Source organism: Paenibacillus sp. FSL K6-1122 (assembly GCF_037977015.1).
Classification (GTDB): domain Bacteria; phylum Bacillota; class Bacilli; order Paenibacillales; family Paenibacillaceae; genus Paenibacillus; species Paenibacillus amylolyticus.
This window is the reverse complement of the sequence record NZ_CP150272.1, coordinates 1,938,996-1,954,340: the sequence shown is the minus strand read 5'-3', so window position 1 is coordinate 1,954,340 and position 15,345 is coordinate 1,938,996. Positions and strand designations below refer to the sequence as shown.

At 46.8% G+C, this 15,345-nt stretch carries 15 protein-coding genes; 5 read left to right on the top strand and 10 right to left on the bottom strand.

Features of this window, described 5'->3' with window-relative positions:
- Positions 1-39 precede the first annotated feature (39 nt).
- Positions 40-561, bottom strand: coding sequence for a hypothetical protein (locus tag NSQ20_RS08800; RefSeq protein ID WP_076327079.1), 522 nt, complete (start codon positions 559-561; stop codon positions 40-42).
- A 167-nt stretch (positions 562-728) separates the two neighbouring features.
- Here NSQ20_RS08800 and NSQ20_RS08795 point away from each other — a divergent pair, with 167 nt between their 5' ends.
- Positions 729-1,103: a BlaI/MecI/CopY family transcriptional regulator gene (locus NSQ20_RS08795; protein WP_017689706.1), complete on the top strand. Its 375-nt coding sequence runs from the start codon at positions 729-731 to the stop codon at positions 1,101-1,103.
- A 6-nt stretch (positions 1,104-1,109) separates the two neighbouring features.
- Complete coding sequence (locus NSQ20_RS08790; protein ID WP_245838013.1) at positions 1,110-2,441, top strand: M56 family metallopeptidase; 1,332 nt, start codon at positions 1,110-1,112, stop codon at positions 2,439-2,441.
- A 99-nt stretch (positions 2,442-2,540) separates the two neighbouring features.
- Here NSQ20_RS08790 and NSQ20_RS08785 read toward each other — a convergent pair whose 3' ends face one another.
- Both NSQ20_RS08785 and NSQ20_RS08780 read right to left on the bottom strand, forming a co-directional pair.
- Positions 2,541-3,275, bottom strand: a complete 735-nt coding sequence (locus NSQ20_RS08785; protein ID WP_083677298.1) for a YdcF family protein — start codon at positions 3,273-3,275, stop codon at positions 2,541-2,543.
- 393 nt (positions 3,276-3,668) lie between these two features.
- Complete coding sequence (locus NSQ20_RS08780) at positions 3,669-4,514, bottom strand: AraC family transcriptional regulator (protein WP_076327081.1); 846 nt, start codon at positions 4,512-4,514, stop codon at positions 3,669-3,671.
- 235 nt (positions 4,515-4,749) lie between these two features.
- Here NSQ20_RS08780 and NSQ20_RS08775 point away from each other — a divergent pair, with 235 nt between their 5' ends.
- Complete coding sequence (locus NSQ20_RS08775) at positions 4,750-5,280, top strand: TetR/AcrR family transcriptional regulator (RefSeq protein WP_340032292.1); 531 nt, start codon at positions 4,750-4,752, stop codon at positions 5,278-5,280.
- An 88-nt stretch (positions 5,281-5,368) separates the two neighbouring features.
- Positions 5,369-6,475: an MFS transporter gene (locus NSQ20_RS08770; protein ID WP_340032291.1), complete on the top strand. Its 1,107-nt coding sequence runs from the start codon at positions 5,369-5,371 to the stop codon at positions 6,473-6,475.
- Between the two features lie 26 nt (positions 6,476-6,501).
- Here the strand turns inward: NSQ20_RS08770 and NSQ20_RS08765 are convergent, their stop codons facing one another.
- Positions 6,502-7,110, bottom strand: a complete 609-nt coding sequence (locus NSQ20_RS08765) for a DUF1349 domain-containing protein (RefSeq protein ID WP_101313290.1) — start codon at positions 7,108-7,110, stop codon at positions 6,502-6,504.
- A 223-nt stretch (positions 7,111-7,333) separates the two neighbouring features.
- Between NSQ20_RS08765 and NSQ20_RS08760 the strand changes: the two genes are divergently transcribed.
- Positions 7,334-7,600, top strand: coding sequence for a hypothetical protein (locus NSQ20_RS08760; protein ID WP_017689713.1), 267 nt, complete (start codon positions 7,334-7,336; stop codon positions 7,598-7,600).
- 147 nt (positions 7,601-7,747) lie between these two features.
- On the opposite strand, the gene NSQ20_RS08755 is transcribed toward NSQ20_RS08760, so the two are convergent.
- From NSQ20_RS08755 to NSQ20_RS08730, 6 genes are read right to left on the bottom strand one after another with little or no spacing between them, the layout of a single operon-like run.
- The gene (locus NSQ20_RS08755; protein ID WP_340032290.1) at positions 7,748-8,710 is read right to left on the bottom strand and encodes a glycosyl hydrolase; all 963 of its coding nucleotides are present in this window, start codon (positions 8,708-8,710) and stop codon (positions 7,748-7,750) included.
- Positions 8,711-8,738: 28 nt separating this feature from the next.
- Positions 8,739-9,749 (bottom strand): carbohydrate ABC transporter permease, encoded by a 1,011-nt coding sequence (locus NSQ20_RS08750; RefSeq protein WP_081745928.1) that lies wholly within the window; start codon positions 9,747-9,749, stop codon positions 8,739-8,741.
- A 28-nt stretch (positions 9,750-9,777) separates the two neighbouring features.
- Positions 9,778-10,677: a sugar ABC transporter permease gene (locus NSQ20_RS08745; RefSeq protein WP_076209260.1), complete on the bottom strand. Its 900-nt coding sequence runs from the start codon at positions 10,675-10,677 to the stop codon at positions 9,778-9,780.
- A complete protein-coding gene (locus NSQ20_RS08740) occupies positions 10,674-13,259 on the bottom strand; it encodes a DUF5696 domain-containing protein (protein WP_338708174.1) in 2,586 nt (861 codons plus the stop codon). Before NSQ20_RS08740 ends, NSQ20_RS08745 begins: the two co-directional genes overlap by 4 nt.
- Before the next feature lie 14 nt (positions 13,260-13,273).
- Positions 13,274-13,894, bottom strand: coding sequence for a YIP1 family protein (locus NSQ20_RS08735; RefSeq protein ID WP_074094245.1), 621 nt, complete (start codon positions 13,892-13,894; stop codon positions 13,274-13,276).
- Positions 13,875-15,341 (bottom strand): NHL repeat-containing protein, encoded by a 1,467-nt coding sequence (locus NSQ20_RS08730; RefSeq protein WP_340032289.1) that lies wholly within the window; start codon positions 15,339-15,341, stop codon positions 13,875-13,877. Before NSQ20_RS08730 ends, NSQ20_RS08735 begins: the two co-directional genes overlap by 20 nt.
- Positions 15,342-15,345 lie beyond the last annotated feature (4 nt).

Here is a 15,345-nt window from a genome sequence, read left to right as displayed (position 1 = left end):
GATATTAGATTAACACCGCCGGTGACCCGTTGGTTTGATTTAATTCGCACCCAGGGCTGCGTACAAGCGATCCCGCTCTTCGATAGCCCATGCGTTTGCAGGGTTTTGTTCCAGCTGATATCGGAGTTCATCATAAAAATCATGGATCATGAATCCGTCCGGCAAGTTCCCTAGCATCGCTGTAAAGTTGTACTCTGGCAGTGTTCTCTTTCCTTCACTGATCTGCTTCAGCCAGTCCATCCACTTTGCAAGAGTAAGCACTTCCTCCTGCCATAACTCAGCCTGTAACCCAAGCGCATCCTGAAGTTGCTCGTACGCCAATGGATCAGCGAAGGCGCGGCAGGCCTGAACAGCCAGTTCGTACAACTCGGTCACTGCACGGCGTACCTCATGCTCAAGTTCGACCTCCAAGCCTCCCATGTAATCCTGAACCTGGATGCCCTGTCCATCATCATATAATAGTGGTGCCTGCGCCAACAGGCGTACAATCTCTTCCATCGCTTGCATTGAAATTCGCTTCTGCTCATAGAGAGCAGGTAATTGATATGCTGTAATGATCATTCACTCCTACATCGTTCTTCTATTAATGACCTATATTATAACATGGTTTGGCAATCATCTATCAGGATAACTTGACTATCCACTACAAGTTGTAGTAGTTTATACGTACTACGTAGTGTAGTAATACGATCGTTATGGACGCATAACGATGTTAAGGAGTGTTCACTGTGAACCAGATTCAAAAATTATCCGAAACAGAAATGGAGTTAATGGTTGTTATATGGTCATGCGCCCCACCGGTCACCTCCACAGAACTATTAGACATATTTGCTGAGAAGGGGAAAGCGTGGAAAGCGCAGACCATGTCTACCTTTCTGTCACGGTTGGTGGATAAAGGCGCTCTTACCGTCACGAGACGTGGACGGACCAATGATTATGAGCCTCTTCTGAAACCCGAAGATTACAAACTACAGGAAACGCAGCATGTTCTTGATGGACTGTATCAAGGTTCAGTCAAGAATTTGGTTTCGGCCATGTATGACGGTGACAAGCTTTCAGACGATGACATTTCAGAACTGAAAAAATGGCTTTCGGAAAAGTAGGTGCAGATGATGAATATCTTTTTTGAGATTCTGTGCAGCCTGACCGTGGCGGGAAGTATCGTTTCTGTTTGTATTTTGGCACTACGACTTATACCCGTATCTGTCTTTCCGACCAAGTGGCTCTACAGACTCGGTAAACTGGCTATCTTGTTTTATCTGTTCCCGGTATCTCTTGGCCTTTCATGGCTTTTGGATATTGCATTCCAAACGACATCAACTATACCAGGTACGGAGAATGCAGCAGCTTCGGATGTACTTGCAGGAACGTTTATCCCGGAACAAACCATCTCGGTAACCACAGCCTGGTTCTTGTTATGCGTCTGGGGCATTGGAGTCATTGGTTTTTCTGCATGGCAGGTGTACTGTTATCGAAGATTTCTGAATGAATTATCTCGTACACGTACCCCAGTCCTCTGTCATAGTGAAGCAGCTGTACAGCTACCATTAATCAAAGAAGCTTTGGGTCTCAAACGTAATATCACGCTTGCTCACAGCACGCTAGTACGAAGCCCTATACTGGTTGGCTTGTTTAAACCCACGATATATCTGCCACCCGAAAATACGGTGAAAATGGACATCAGTATGGTAATTCATCATGAGTTGGTACATCTAAAACATAAAGATCTGTGGGTCAAAGCTTTGACCTTGGGGGTTAGTGCCCTGCACTGGTTCAATCCCCTGATTCATATGATTCGCAGGGACATTCATACCTGGAGCGAGTTGGCCTGTGACGAAGATGTGGTGAAAGAGATGTCCCACGAAGAACGCAGACGATATGGTGAGACAATTTTAAATGTGATGGCGGGAACCAAGAAAATGCCTGCTCAATTTTGTTCGTCCCTATCGGGTGAAGGCAAACAATTAAAAAGGAGATTGATGATTATGTTTAATGTAAAGAAACTGAAAAAGAAACATTGGATGTTAAGTATGGGAGCCCTCCTGCTTATTACAGGTGTAAGTACGTCCACCGCCGTATGGGCATCAAACCACACGGTTAAAGTGGAGGCTGAGGCTTCTGAAGCTGTGACTGTTCCTTCTACGGGTGGATCTTCTGAAATCGTAGCTTCTCCCAACAAGGTTGGAATTTCCGAAGCTGTAACTGCTCCTTCTACTTCCGAAACTCCTGAGATCGTGGCTCTCCCTGAGGATGAAGTTTCCGAAGCTGTGCCAGTTCCGTCTGCTACTGTACCTTCTACTACTGTTCCATCTACTACTGAACCTTCTGAGGCTAAAGTTGTAGAATCAGCCACTGTTCCTTTTACTGGTGAATCTCCTGAAATGGTAGCTCTCCCTGGGGATAAGGTTTCAGTAACTGTACCTGCTCCTTCAGAAAAATAACCTATCGTTAAGGAGCAATAGCCATCCTTATATGCAACAGGACGAAGCATAGATCATAGATCTCCGCTTCGTCCTGTTTGCTTTTTTCTGTCATGTGCATTAGATAAATGTTTTGATCGTAGCAAAATATTCACGGATCATGTTGACGGGTTTCAGATAACCCGGTGACGGGGCCGATATGCCGTATTCTGCTGCATAACCGTTCTTGGCAGCGATGTATTTGGAACGGAACATATGATAGTCACTGGTGACAATCATGATCTCAGGGTGCTCTAACCCGGATTCAAGAATGATTCTTTTGGAAAAGGCCAAATTCTCCTGTGTACTTGTGGAGCGATCTTCCATAATGACTTGGACGGGGTTAATCCCCTGTTCAATTAGATAGTTTTTCATGGCGAGCGCTTCAGGAATGGATTCTCCAGGTCCCTGCCCACCCGATACAATGACGGGTGTCTGAGGGTGGCTGCGAATGTAGTCCAAACTTGCATCCAACCTTTGCTTCAGGGTCAATGACAATTCCGTTCCTCTGATGCCTGAACCCAGAATAATGACATAGTCCGCTTCTTCCGGATCATTCGCACCAAGCTGTGTGAATACAAGTGCTTCAATAATGACAAAAGAGACGGCAACCACGCCAAATCCGGTAAGGATAATCCGTTTCAGAATAACATGCTTCTGATAGTCAATCCGTCTTAGAACGATAAAAGCCACCGTGATCATTCCGAAAAACATGACTGGGAATCTTTGGCCCCAGAAGGCCAGGAACGCCACAAAACATGCCAACAGGACAAGATCAATGATCAGTCCATTTTTGTGTAAGAACTTTTTTATCAAATCCGTAGACACTCCTTCTTGTACCCATTATTCCGCAAATCACTTATTATTCAATAATTACGAATATATCCTGCAGCTATGTAACTTTGAGGCAAATGGAGACTACGAACTCTCCGCAGGTCATGCATTAATTGCTCGTGTTGGATGATCGTCTGAATGAATGGGGCCTCATATAACATATCTGCCTCCTGCGGTTTACCTCGTTGTCCTCTTATAGATGTTAACCTTCATTCCAATATATCATGTTTACCTGGCTGCAATAAAATGAACAACGCTTGAACATCCTCTGTACAACTTCGAATCTCTGATTAATCACAACCAAATAACCCATAAACAGCTTCGGTTATCCGAATGTTTATGGGCTACAATGATCGAGTTTGAAACGGTTAAAATTTATTTAATCGGTATCCAGATTTGTGGCGGTTGATTGGGCCCCGGGTATACTTCCAGCTCCGGCATATATGCGTGCTCATACGGGTTGGATGGAAACCATTCCGAAATAATCCGTTTCCACAGAAGCTGCATACTCTCCGGCATCGGGCCTTCTACTTCAAATACACTCCATTTGGAAGCAGGCATGGTGAAGCTTGATAATCCTTCCGGTACTTCACCATCGTAAGTCGTAGCAATCCAATATTGCATCTGTTTCTCCTGGATTTCGCTCTGATCCACAACGACACCGAGTAAACCTGGAATATCCCCATTGTTCAGTTCAAATAAACGCTCCTCTGTACCGCTCGTCCACGCTTCCTGCCACATCTTCCCGATGCCTTGCAGATGTTCTCCATCTGCATATGAGAAAGTTTGCTCTACTCCGACCAACGTAAATTCGGGATGTTCAACGATTTTATATTTCATCGGCTCTGCTCCTTTTAGACTCACATGAATCACCAGACGATTATACGATTGGACAGCGTTACTATTCTTTCGAGCCTCACTGGGTGCGATCCCATGTTGTCTACGAAATGCTTTGGAGAAAGATTCCGGTGTGTCGTAACCGTATTTAAATGCCAGATCAATGATTTTGTGATCACTTTGAAGCAGCTCATGTGCCGCCAGTGTCAATCGTCTGCGTTTTATGTACTCGGCTACAGTAACATCAGTTAATAAGGCAAAGGTACGCTGAAAATGAAAAGGAGAGATATGTGCCTGCGCTGCAATCTGCTCCATCGTCATATTTTCGAGTAAGTGGTCTTCCATATATTGAATAGCGACCTGTAATGCGTTGATCCAGTTCATGTAATAATCACTCCTTGATGTCTAATATAACGGATAAACCACCCAAAAACCTGTCATGTTGTGCTCTCATATGTCCGGTTAATGTGCAACGACGTTGTTCATATAACGCCCTGCCCAGGCTTTGAACTAACCAAAGACAAGGGGAGTCACAAAATTTGACAATGTCAACGAATTATTATAGCCTACAAGTATAATGATCGTTCTATCTTATTTTGAAGGGAGAGTATCATTGAATATGAGCAGCAAAAAAGAAATGCTTTTGAACGTGGCTGAAGAATTATTCTACCTCCACGGCTTCCATTCCATCGGCTTGAAGCGGATTATCACGGATGCCGGGATTGCGATTATGACGCTATACAATCACTTTGAGTCCAAGGATGATCTCATTGTCCAGGTACTCTTGCGACGCGAACAGCGTTATTTAGAACAGCTCAGGCAATATGCAGACAATAAAGCACAACCTATGTTCCTCAATCTGGCTGAAGGACATGCAACCTGGTTGAAGGAACACGAATCAAGAGGTTGCTTATTTCTACGCGCCAAAGAAGAATTCGGAGGTCATGCAGATCATATCATCGTGCAGACAGTAAATGCGCACAAAAGACATATGCGAACTTTAATCCAAACATTGGCGCCTACTGCAAGTGATCGAGATCTATTGCGATTCTCCCTGCTGCTGGAGGGTTCCACTGCACTTGCTGAGACAGAAAATGTAAATAACGTCTGCCGTGAACTGATCCATATGACGCAGACCAGTTTCAAGTAAAGCTATTCCGGGTGAGTTAGTAGTTCAACTCACTTTTTTATTTAATAAGAAATATAATGATCGTTCTATCTAAAAGGCGGTGGATTTAATGAAAAAAATTATCTTTCCAGGCATTGCACTTATCGCTGTATGTTATGCATTCGGGCGATTCAGTTATGGATTGTTTATGCCGGAAATTTCGGAAGCCTTACAATTAAATGATGCAGCCTCTGGCGCGATTAACTCAGGAACGTATATCGCCTACTGTCTGTCCCTTCTAACTGCACCATTGTTGATTAATCGCAAGGGACATCATTATGTCATTCAATTGGCAGGAATCAGCGCAGTGCTCGGATTAACCGGCATCGCCTTGGCTCAGAATGCATGGGTTCTTACATTTAGTATATTTCTAGCAGGTTTGAGTACAGGCTGGGCCTCTCCAGCCCTCGGTAACACGGTTAATGCCGAGCTTGCTCCCGAGCTACAAGCAAGAGGCAACAGCTGGATTAACACAGGGACCAGCTTCGGAATTGTAATATCAGGTCCACTCTACTGGCTGTTCACGGATTACTGGCGTCTAACCTACATCCTGTTTGCTGTAATCGGTGTTGTGGTTCTTTTGTGGAACAGACGTGTTATTCCGGCAACCAAGACACTGCCTTGTACCAAGTCTCTCTGGACATGTATGAAACCTACCAGACCAGGGTCTGCTCTGCTCATGGCTTGTCTGTTGACAGGTTTCAGTTCTGCAATCTACTGGACCTTTGCCCGGAACTTCCTCACAGACGAGAAAGGGGCCTCCGATTCGGAAGCCGTGTTTTTCTGGATTGTGATGGGGGTTATGGGGATACTCGGTGGATGCGCTGGTCGCATTATTGAACGGTTCGAGATTGGGTGGTCCTACCGAATAGGCATACTTTTATTGGCTATTTCGCTCGGGGTTATCCTTCTGCCTTCAATGACTGCCAGTCTCATCTCTGCGATCATATTTGGCAGCACGTATATTTTCCTGACCAGTGTATTTATCGTTTGGGCGACGAGACTATTCAGTCCAAATGTGTCCATCGGAATTAGCCTTGCCTTTCTCGCGCTGGGTGTTGGGCAATTTCTTGGCTCATCTATGGCAGGTTATACGATCGAAGTGTTTTCTAATACAACGGCATTTCTGGCCTTTGCTATACTCGGTCTGTTCGGAATGTTAATTCGGGTGAAATAAATGACAGAACAACCTTCTGATCCCTGTTATTTTACCCGGCGAACACTTCCGGTCACTCCATGCTGAAGCTGTACGTCTGTAAAAGTAACCGTTGTCCCTTGTCCAATCGGGGATTGGGCCACAATGCCAACTTTGATCTCTTCCGGGCAGTCGAGTCCGAAATAACGAACCAGCTTCCACTTCTCTCCATCCTGAGAATAATGGAAAGCAAAGCTGTTGCCTGCCCGGGCTACACGTAAATAAGGCTTATTAACGTCTACGGGTGCTGATACACAATCATCCGAGTTACCACGAGTAACAACACTAAGAATGGACGGCTGTTCCTCAAAATACTCAAAGCAGACTTTAGCCCAATTCGTATCGTCCACCCTCACCATCAGGCACCCGGAGTCATACTGTTCTTTCATGTCCACCTGTACTTGAGTGACGATGCTGAAATCTCCCTTGACTATCGTATGTAAAAATGGAGCTGAAGCTTTCACCGGCTCACCTCCCGGATCAATGAAAAAGTCACTGATTGGCGAAACGGTTATCGTTACTTTGCCGTCTTCAATGGACCAATCTGCTGGCTCGTTCAGCCATCTCAGGTTGGCAGATAATGTTTGACCTGAACAATGTTCGAATAGATTCGTCATGTGGCACACCCTTTGTGTTAGAGTATAAGTTCTCTAATTTCTCTATTTGTATTCGATATGTACCATGGTTAATCCTGTATGTTTTACATCAAGTTCCCATCCCTGATATCAGTTGATATAAATTGTCACTCTTTATTATTAATAAGGTAATTTTATCCAAAATATGATAAACTGGACATACGAGATTACTTCAATAATTTGAATCACAACAGGAGGTCATCCTATGTTTGGTGTTAACGTGAAAAAAGTAGAAGATCAACTGGTCATCCGGTGGCAGTTTTCCAAAATTGAAATTCCCATCACACATATCACATCGGTCACCCTGGATGATACATACGGTGGTAGCGAACCATCCGCCATTCGGATCGGTCCAGTCAATGGCACAAGCGAAAGAATTCTCATCCGCACGGTTAATCAATCGTACATTTTATTCACTTCCAGCGTGACTTTACATACCAATATCCAAGCTATGTTGCACCCGTCAAACTAGATGGTTGTTCACCTTCTAATGTTTCAGGGGTGATGGGTTCCATTAACAAATGTGCGCTGCCAACAAATGAAGCGTTAGTATTCGCATGAATTCTTACAGCGAATACTAACGCTTCATTGATTCCAATTCAAGTTGGACATGGGATTCTTATAACCAACTCCACTTCGGTAACTGATCGAGCGTAATGACCTCTTTGCTATGGTACAATTCCTTCAAAAACGTTAGTTCATTATGTGTCCCGTCTCTCAGGAATCCACCTGTCCAGGTACAGAACCAACTCCAGTGTACATCCTGCTCCTTCATCTGCTTAGGATCAGGGATGGAGCCGTTCTCGGCCAGTGCAATGATTTTACTATCCTTCACTAGCTCTCGCAGGTTGGTGTAACGTGCCGCCAGCGGGCTGTGATCTCCCGCTTCCGGGTATACATCTACACTCACAATATCCACGATATCATCACCCGGATACCATTCCGGTTTTTCCGAGTTCCAGACCCAGATAAGATTGTGCAGCTGATGTTCTTGAACCAATCGATCATACAACAAACAATATAACTGTTTGGCAGATTCGGGGCCTTTCGCTCCCCACCAGAACCACCCACCTTCTGCTTCATGAAGTGGTCGGAATAATACAGGCACACCAGCATCCTTCAACTCTTGCAAATGTGTAGCAATAACATCGATATCCCGAATCAATAACTGATATGCTTCCGATTCAGTATCAGCTATCGCGGAGGCAAGATCATAGGTTGTCGCGTCCGTATAGAACCCCCGCCACCACTCTTTACCCGGTTCATCGATCAGATCCGTCGGTGCGTTCCAGTGCCAGCATAATGTCACGATCCCGCCTTGTTTGTGCCAGTCTATCGCATCCCGAATCTCTTGGGAGACCGCACCGCGCTCTGTTCTTGATGGCGAATATTCCATGAGATCAAAGCCAATCACAGCTGGTTTCCGGCCTGTATTTTCATTAATCCAGTTTAGATTGCTATAATCCTGCTGGCCTGACAACATCCCTTTTTGATAACGCTCTACCAGGAACGCCATCAGTTCTTTTGCTTCGGGAGTCGCTGCTTTATTCACCGGAACTCTGCTGATCTCACGCACTGTCATCTCTACACCTCCAATTGGATTTAACATGTTAACCCACTACACCAGAACGTTCAATACTCTCCACGAAATAACGTTGCACAAACAGATACAAAATAATCAGGGGTGCAATAGCCAGCAAAATGCCTGTATCGACAATCATCGCCACATAGTTTGGATCGGCCTTGATGCCCGAGTTCGAGCCAAAGCCCATCAGCTGCGGAATCAACTGGTTCGCCTGAGCAGGTAAGGAAGCCACTTTCAGCGAGATCAGTGGACTTTCACTCATGAATAATGCCGAATAGAAGGTATCGTTATACTGCCATACAAACGAAAACAGAATAACCGTAATCAACGGCGAGATTGCATTGGGCAGCATGATTCGAGCAAACGTTTTGAATCCACCTGCGCCGTCAATCAATGCAGCCTCCTCGATTTCCTTTGGCATGCCCTTGAAGAACTGACGGAAAATATAGATGAACAGCCCCGCCTTCAGCCCTCCCGCTGTAGCAGCCGTGATCATGGAAGGCCAATACGTATTCAGCAGATTGATACCATTTTTTCCAGAGAACAACTGGATGATGCCCATAAAGTCAAAGCTGCGGAAATGCAGATACATTGGCACCATAAGTGTGCTTGTCGGCACCAGAATCGTCAGAATCACAAGGATGAAGAGTACATTACTACCCGGAAACGAAAACCGGGCGAAGCCATATCCGGCAAGTGCACAGGATATCGCTGTCAGAAGCGTTGTGATGGTAACAAACAATAACGTGTTCGCCAGCAGAGGCAGGTAATCCATCACTTGCGCCGCTAGCCGGATATTATCCAATGTAAAGTGCTGGGGAATCATATAGATCGTTGGATTGTAGATATCCTGTTTATCCTTAAACGCAACTGACACTTTGAGAAATAACGGGTACAAAATAATAAATGAAATGCCGATGACCAGTGCATATCTGAATATGGAATAGAGAAGGTCCGATGTTTTGTTTCGCACCCGATGCATGTGATAATTCTGCTTCGGAACTACCACCATGCGATCTGTCCCTGATGCAGCCATAATCTGAAGCCTCCCTTAATGTTAACCGTCAGTTGTAGTGAACCCGCCGTGACAATACCCAGCCCACTACGATCAGTACAAGGCCAATAACCAGTGTGTACAGCCAGGACATCGCCGAGCTTAAGCCAAAGTTCTGCGTTTTGAATGCGGTTTGGTAGATGGCCTGTGTGACTGGACTCCCGGCAAATGAATCAATGATCGTATAGATGACATTTGTCAGAATCAACGGACTGACCATGGGAAATGTAATTTTCCAGAATGATTCATAAGCTGTCGCCCCTTCGATCTTCGCAACCTCATACATCGATCCCGGTACCGATTGCAGCGCGGCGAGGAAGATCAGAATCTGAACACCTGAGCTACTAATAATCTCATAGATCCGCATGATGGCTTCTACAATGTAATCCACATAGGCCATCGGTAATCCCACATCCGCCAGCATCCGCACAATGGATACCACGTTGAACGAAGCACCGCCATCGGCTGATGCATCCACCGCACTCGCATCCCCCATCAGATTGATTAATCCCGCAGACTCAGCTGCTGCGACTGCACTCGAAGCCAGAATAACCGGCAGGAAAAAGATGGCACGTGCCATCGTTCTGCCTCTGAACTTCTGGTTAAGCAGTGTGGCCGTAAACAGACTGAAGAACAAAATCATCGGCACATTCAGTAGCATCGCTCCAACCGAGTCGACCAGAATCCGGTTGAACGTCGCGTCAACCAGAAGCGCATCCTTGAAATTTTTAAATCCAACGTATTCCAGAACGTACCCGCCCGGAGCAACGGACAGATTACTCAGACTGAACCGAATTGATTGCAGGAGTGGTGTGGCAAAGAGGAAGATGAAACCGATCAGCCACGGCGATATAAATGCAAGTCCAAGCAGCGCTCTCCGTGACTTCAGCGATAATCGAATGGTTCTCATCGGTTCACTCCTCCCACCACATAGTCCGTCCCGCCAACCGTTGTTCCATCCACGGTTACTGCATCCGCATTGTAATTCACAAGGATGGATGTACCCCCAGTATAGGTGATCCGGACAACGCCATCCTGAATGCGTTCATGCTTGAAAATCTGCTCATTCGCCAGATTTCCCAGCACTTCATTGGCCTGCTTATACAAAGCAACGGCATCATCCACCCAATATGCATACTCCGTTGCGTAGGCCGAATCATAATTCGTCAGCTTTAGCCTGGATGATGGTTCATAGGTCCATTGAAAATACGGAGCTGCCCCGAGTTCTAGACTGCGTAGCAACTGTTTGCGGAGATCCTGATCCCCCGACGTATTCATCGGAGATGCCGCATAGTTCATGTATCCATGAATGACCATCCCATAAAAAGGAACTTCTTCATCGGTAATATTGAACCGACTCGATCCTGCGGGCACATTTACAACATGTTGCGCACTTCCCCAAGCGTAGCTATTTGCTGCGGATACCATCAGGTTCGGATAGGACTGTTCCAGCTTGCCCAGCTGCTCCTTCACAATGTTCTTCGCCGTCTCCCGATGAATCACCCGACTATCCCGATAATCGGAAGTCAGGACCTGCCCGAGATCACGAAGGGATAACCCGCCGAGATCCAATTTATTGAATTTGTCAGCAAACTCACTCACTACATAAGGAAGCTTGGCCGCTGAGAGCAAATAATAGCTGTCCCTACTCTGATCCATGCGATTAAGTGCAGGATTGTACGGATACAATTCTGCTGTCTCCTTTGTTACAAACCGCGCTGCATCCGAGGAAGGAGCAAAGCGCATATCATCGTGATACATGTGCTGGAAAGCCACATCCGGGAACAGAGCTCCACCCGACTGCTCCAGCTTGGTGGACAACGCCTGCAGTTCGGAACGACTGCCCACTTCACTGTCCAACTTCACCTGGGTTGGCGTATGATGACTGATGCCGCCGCCAAACCATCCTTGATACCGCATTTGTACACGTTCAACACCATCCTGCTGTAACTTCGCTGCCATTTCTGTAGCCTGTTCGTACGTGGTCATGGCTAAAGTGGTCCGATAGGGTACACTCAGGAACGAAGCCTTTTTATCCACTGCACCAAGCACATCCACATAAAACGGCAACTCCGTCTGTTCTGGGAGCGGCTTCAGTACATCCTGCTCTATCAACTGCTGCTGATACAGGCGGGCCATACCCGAGTAACTGGCATCTTCTCCATGAAGGAAATGATAACGGACCTGAATATCTCCACGGTAAGGCTCTTCGCTAAGCAGCTGAATCTCCTGCATTTTCTGCGAGGTGTACATTTCCAATTCATCCTCCCCGCGCAGGGAGAAGGTCGCGTGTACATGGTTGTAACTGTTCTGCCTGCCTCCAATATCCGCAGAGATACTGGCAATGCCGTCCCCTTTTTCAATCACCGCAAACCAGGCATTCTCCCCGTTCTTCAGACCAAACACAGGCATATACGCGGATTCACTAACCTGAGGACGACTGAGCGAATTATCATTTGGATCTGCGCCATAGACACGCTGTACATACTGCTCTTCTTGGGTTTTTCCGTTGTTCAGATGGATCAGACTGCCGGAACCATCAGGTACGAGCATATAACCCTCACCCTTTGTATCCGCAGCACCAAAATAAGCGAGCAAATCAATGTTCCGAATGCGGTATTGCCCACTTTCTTCTATTTGGCTTAGAGGTACAGTCACAACGAGTGCCCCCTGCTCAAGTCGATATTCCACAGAAATGACGAAGCTCGGCTTATCCGACACACCTCCGCCTTCGACTCCGTTCTCCTGATTGTCAAAAGCCAGATCGTCCGCCGTATACCCCGCCGTCTCAAAGGCACCCAGCATCTTGTTCAGCACAAGTTGCTTCGAAATCTGTCCATCCAGCCGTTCCAGAATATCCGGATTGCTCTTGGTTGGATAATATCGGGCAGATGTGTACCTTGCGACAGTAGCATCCAGCTTGGAAAGCACTCTCTCCTCCAGCCGCTGCTTGCTAATCAGTTTGGGCAGCGCATCAATGCCAAGTGACGTATCCCCAAGCGTATAGTTCACCCGAATCCCCTGATCGATGTGGCCCACTGTGAATTGTTTGTTGCTAATGCTGGAGCTGAAATTCGGAAAGTTCTCCAGTGTGCCCATCGCATCCCGGAAAGACACATTCAACTGGGAGGACAGCACCTCTTTTTCATACGCGGAAGCAAGACCGTCCTCAGCCCGTTCTTTCGGGTTGCTATACCAGATCTCTCCACTTTTCCCGTCACGTACTGCAATTTCCGTGGTCTCCTCGTTATAGTACAGGGCGAGTCCCTGATCTTCAGCGACCAGTTGCATACCAGGCACACCCTGCGAGGAGTCGCTAAGGAACTGCAACGGTTCTTCCGTGACGGGCATGGCTTTGGTTGTCGTATCCAGATAAGCCGCGGCTTCTACGGCAGGAACTCCCCTGTTGTTTATATACAGCAGCCCGGCTGCAATCATGATTACAGCTGTACCACCAGCCAGCACCGTATATAATCGTTGCCTTTTGTTCACGGATGCCGCCTCCTTTAGGTCCGAAAAATCAACTCGCGGTAAATGTTATAACCGAATTCGTACAACTGTTGCAACATGCTGAAGACCAGTGCGCCAAGGAATACGATAATGCCCATCACAATGAGCGTCAGCACCATCGTAATGATTGTTCTAATCACCGTGTACTGGTGTACCGTCATCATGCCAATGAACAGAAGCAGTACAAACCAGAAGAACGCGATACTATTGAACAGATAATAAAAAGCAGTCTCCTCCTGCACCATAAAACGGCTGATCACGATCATTGGGGCATAGATCAGAATAACCGGAATGAGCGAGTAACCTGTCGCCAGAACGATTTCCTTGAACTTGCCTTCCCCTTCCATCAAAGTTGTTACCGCCCAGTTGGCCATGCACCATAGAAAGAAAGGTACTGCAACCGTGGCGATTTCGATGATGCTATTAATCGTACGAGGATCGATGTAATTAACGAGAAATCCTGCGTACTGCTTTTGCAAAACCATCATAACAATGGTAAGCGCCAATGCTGCAAAAGCAACAAACAGCCGTCCCCGGTTATCCGACTTGAGGTCCCAGAATGCATCAATGGGGTGAAAAATGAGATGCAGCGGAAACTTAATGAAATCCTGCTTCACGATCAACCTGCCTCCTCCGTCTCCATTTAACTGCTACCCGGGTCAGGATCAGAATGACAATCAGCGCGATTGCAACGGTCAGGAATGTACCAAAATGTTCTTTCATCATCTCCCGCCGATGCCTCTTGAACGCGACAGAATAACTCTTGCGGTCCATTCCAAGTTCGAAGTAACCTAGCGCTTCCTCGTTTTTCTTCTCCATTAATAAGGACTTGCCGATACCGATATAAGCGATGTCATAGTTGGCATTCAGCTTCAGCACTTCTCTCCATATATTCACGGCCTCCGTGTCCTCGCCCCGATAGTGGAGTACCACCGCTTCATTCACACGGGCACCAAAACGGGTTGGCGCATAAACGACAAGGTTGTTCTTGCCCCGATCCAGAACCAAGTGATGCTCACCCGATTGTTCAATCGCGACAGGTGTTTTGAGCGTGCCCACCTGATTTCCTTTGCCACCGTATATGTAGAGCAGATGACCTTCATCGTCGTACGTGAACACCCGGTTCTGTGTCGCATCCAATACACTGTACATGCCGTCGCCCAGCACTTTCACATCGATCAGTTTGGATGGACCCGGATTGTTGCGGAACCGGATATCGCCTTTGACATCGTAATAACCAAACCGTTTCAGTACATCTTCACCAGACGGGTTAAGCCGCTTAATCGGTTCATTCGAGCCGGGATCAATATTCGTTGCATACACAAATCCTTTGTGGTCGATATCCGCATTGGAGAACTCCGTCGGGACAAACAGGACCATCTGTGCACGCTGGGCTTTGGTGGATAACATGCGCCAGATATATTCGCCGTAGTCCCGCTCCACTTTGTTCGTACCGACGTATCCGATAAATTTCCCACTCTCGTCAAACTGCATGATACCTTCGTAGACCCCTTGCGCCACAACGTACACTCGGCCTACATGGTCAACCGTCAGCTTCAAGGGCTGAAACTGGAATTGGGTCGATAGGATATCCGACTCGGGCTTCGTGATGGTTTGAATCAGCGTCCCCTCTCCATCCAGGACAACCACACGACTGTTTCCTGTATCGGCGACATATATGCGTTCTTGCTCATCCACGAATAATCCGCCCGGAAGGTTAAAGGTATCCTTGCTACCATCCATCATGAATCCATCAATGACGCGCAGCAGCTTAAAGTCTGGGTCCAATACAACAATTCGGCTGTTGCCACTATCCAAAATATAGATCAACCCGGAAGGTGAAACATTCACATCACCAGGGTCTTTAAACTCACTAATGCCGAGATCACGGCCTGATATGGTACGCTCGGGCAGATAGGCATCTGGTGAAGGAACAGCCTCTTTCCAGTAGTTGTAGTTATAACTCTCATACGGCGCCGGGGAGGCCGCCGCAGGCACGGCATTCACCAGCAGCAGAGATACTGCCGCCAGGAGAACAAGCCATCTTTTCACTGTGCGTGCCATATCG

Bases quoted from the DNA above. Each gene is read 5' to 3' on its own strand.
- NSQ20_RS08750 (WP_081745928.1), bottom strand. From the start codon at position 9,749: ATGGCTGCATCAGGGACAGATCGCATGGTGGTAGTTCCGAAGCAGAAT.
- NSQ20_RS08790 (WP_245838013.1), top strand. From the start codon at position 1,110: ATGATGAATATCTTTTTTGAGATTCTGTGCAGCCTGACCGTGGCGGGA.
- NSQ20_RS08760 (WP_017689713.1), top strand. From the start codon at position 7,334: ATGTTTGGTGTTAACGTGAAAAAAGTAGAAGATCAACTGGTCATCCGG.
- NSQ20_RS08745 (WP_076209260.1), bottom strand. From the start codon at position 10,677: ATGAGAACCATTCGATTATCGCTGAAGTCACGGAGAGCGCTGCTTGGA.
- NSQ20_RS08770 (WP_340032291.1), top strand. From the start codon at position 5,369: ATGAAAAAAATTATCTTTCCAGGCATTGCACTTATCGCTGTATGTTAT.
- NSQ20_RS08800 (WP_076327079.1), bottom strand. From the start codon at position 561: ATGATCATTACAGCATATCAATTACCTGCTCTCTATGAGCAGAAGCGA.
- NSQ20_RS08765 (WP_101313290.1), bottom strand. From the start codon at position 7,110: ATGACGAATCTATTCGAACATTGTTCAGGTCAAACATTATCTGCCAAC.
- NSQ20_RS08730 (WP_340032289.1), bottom strand. From the start codon at position 15,341: ATGGCACGCACAGTGAAAAGATGGCTTGTTCTCCTGGCGGCAGTATCT.
- NSQ20_RS08755 (WP_340032290.1), bottom strand. From the start codon at position 8,710: ATGACAGTGCGTGAGATCAGCAGAGTTCCGGTGAATAAAGCAGCGACT.
- NSQ20_RS08780 (WP_076327081.1), bottom strand. From the start codon at position 4,514: ATGAACTGGATCAACGCATTACAGGTCGCTATTCAATATATGGAAGAC.
- NSQ20_RS08775 (WP_340032292.1), top strand. From the start codon at position 4,750: ATGAGCAGCAAAAAAGAAATGCTTTTGAACGTGGCTGAAGAATTATTC.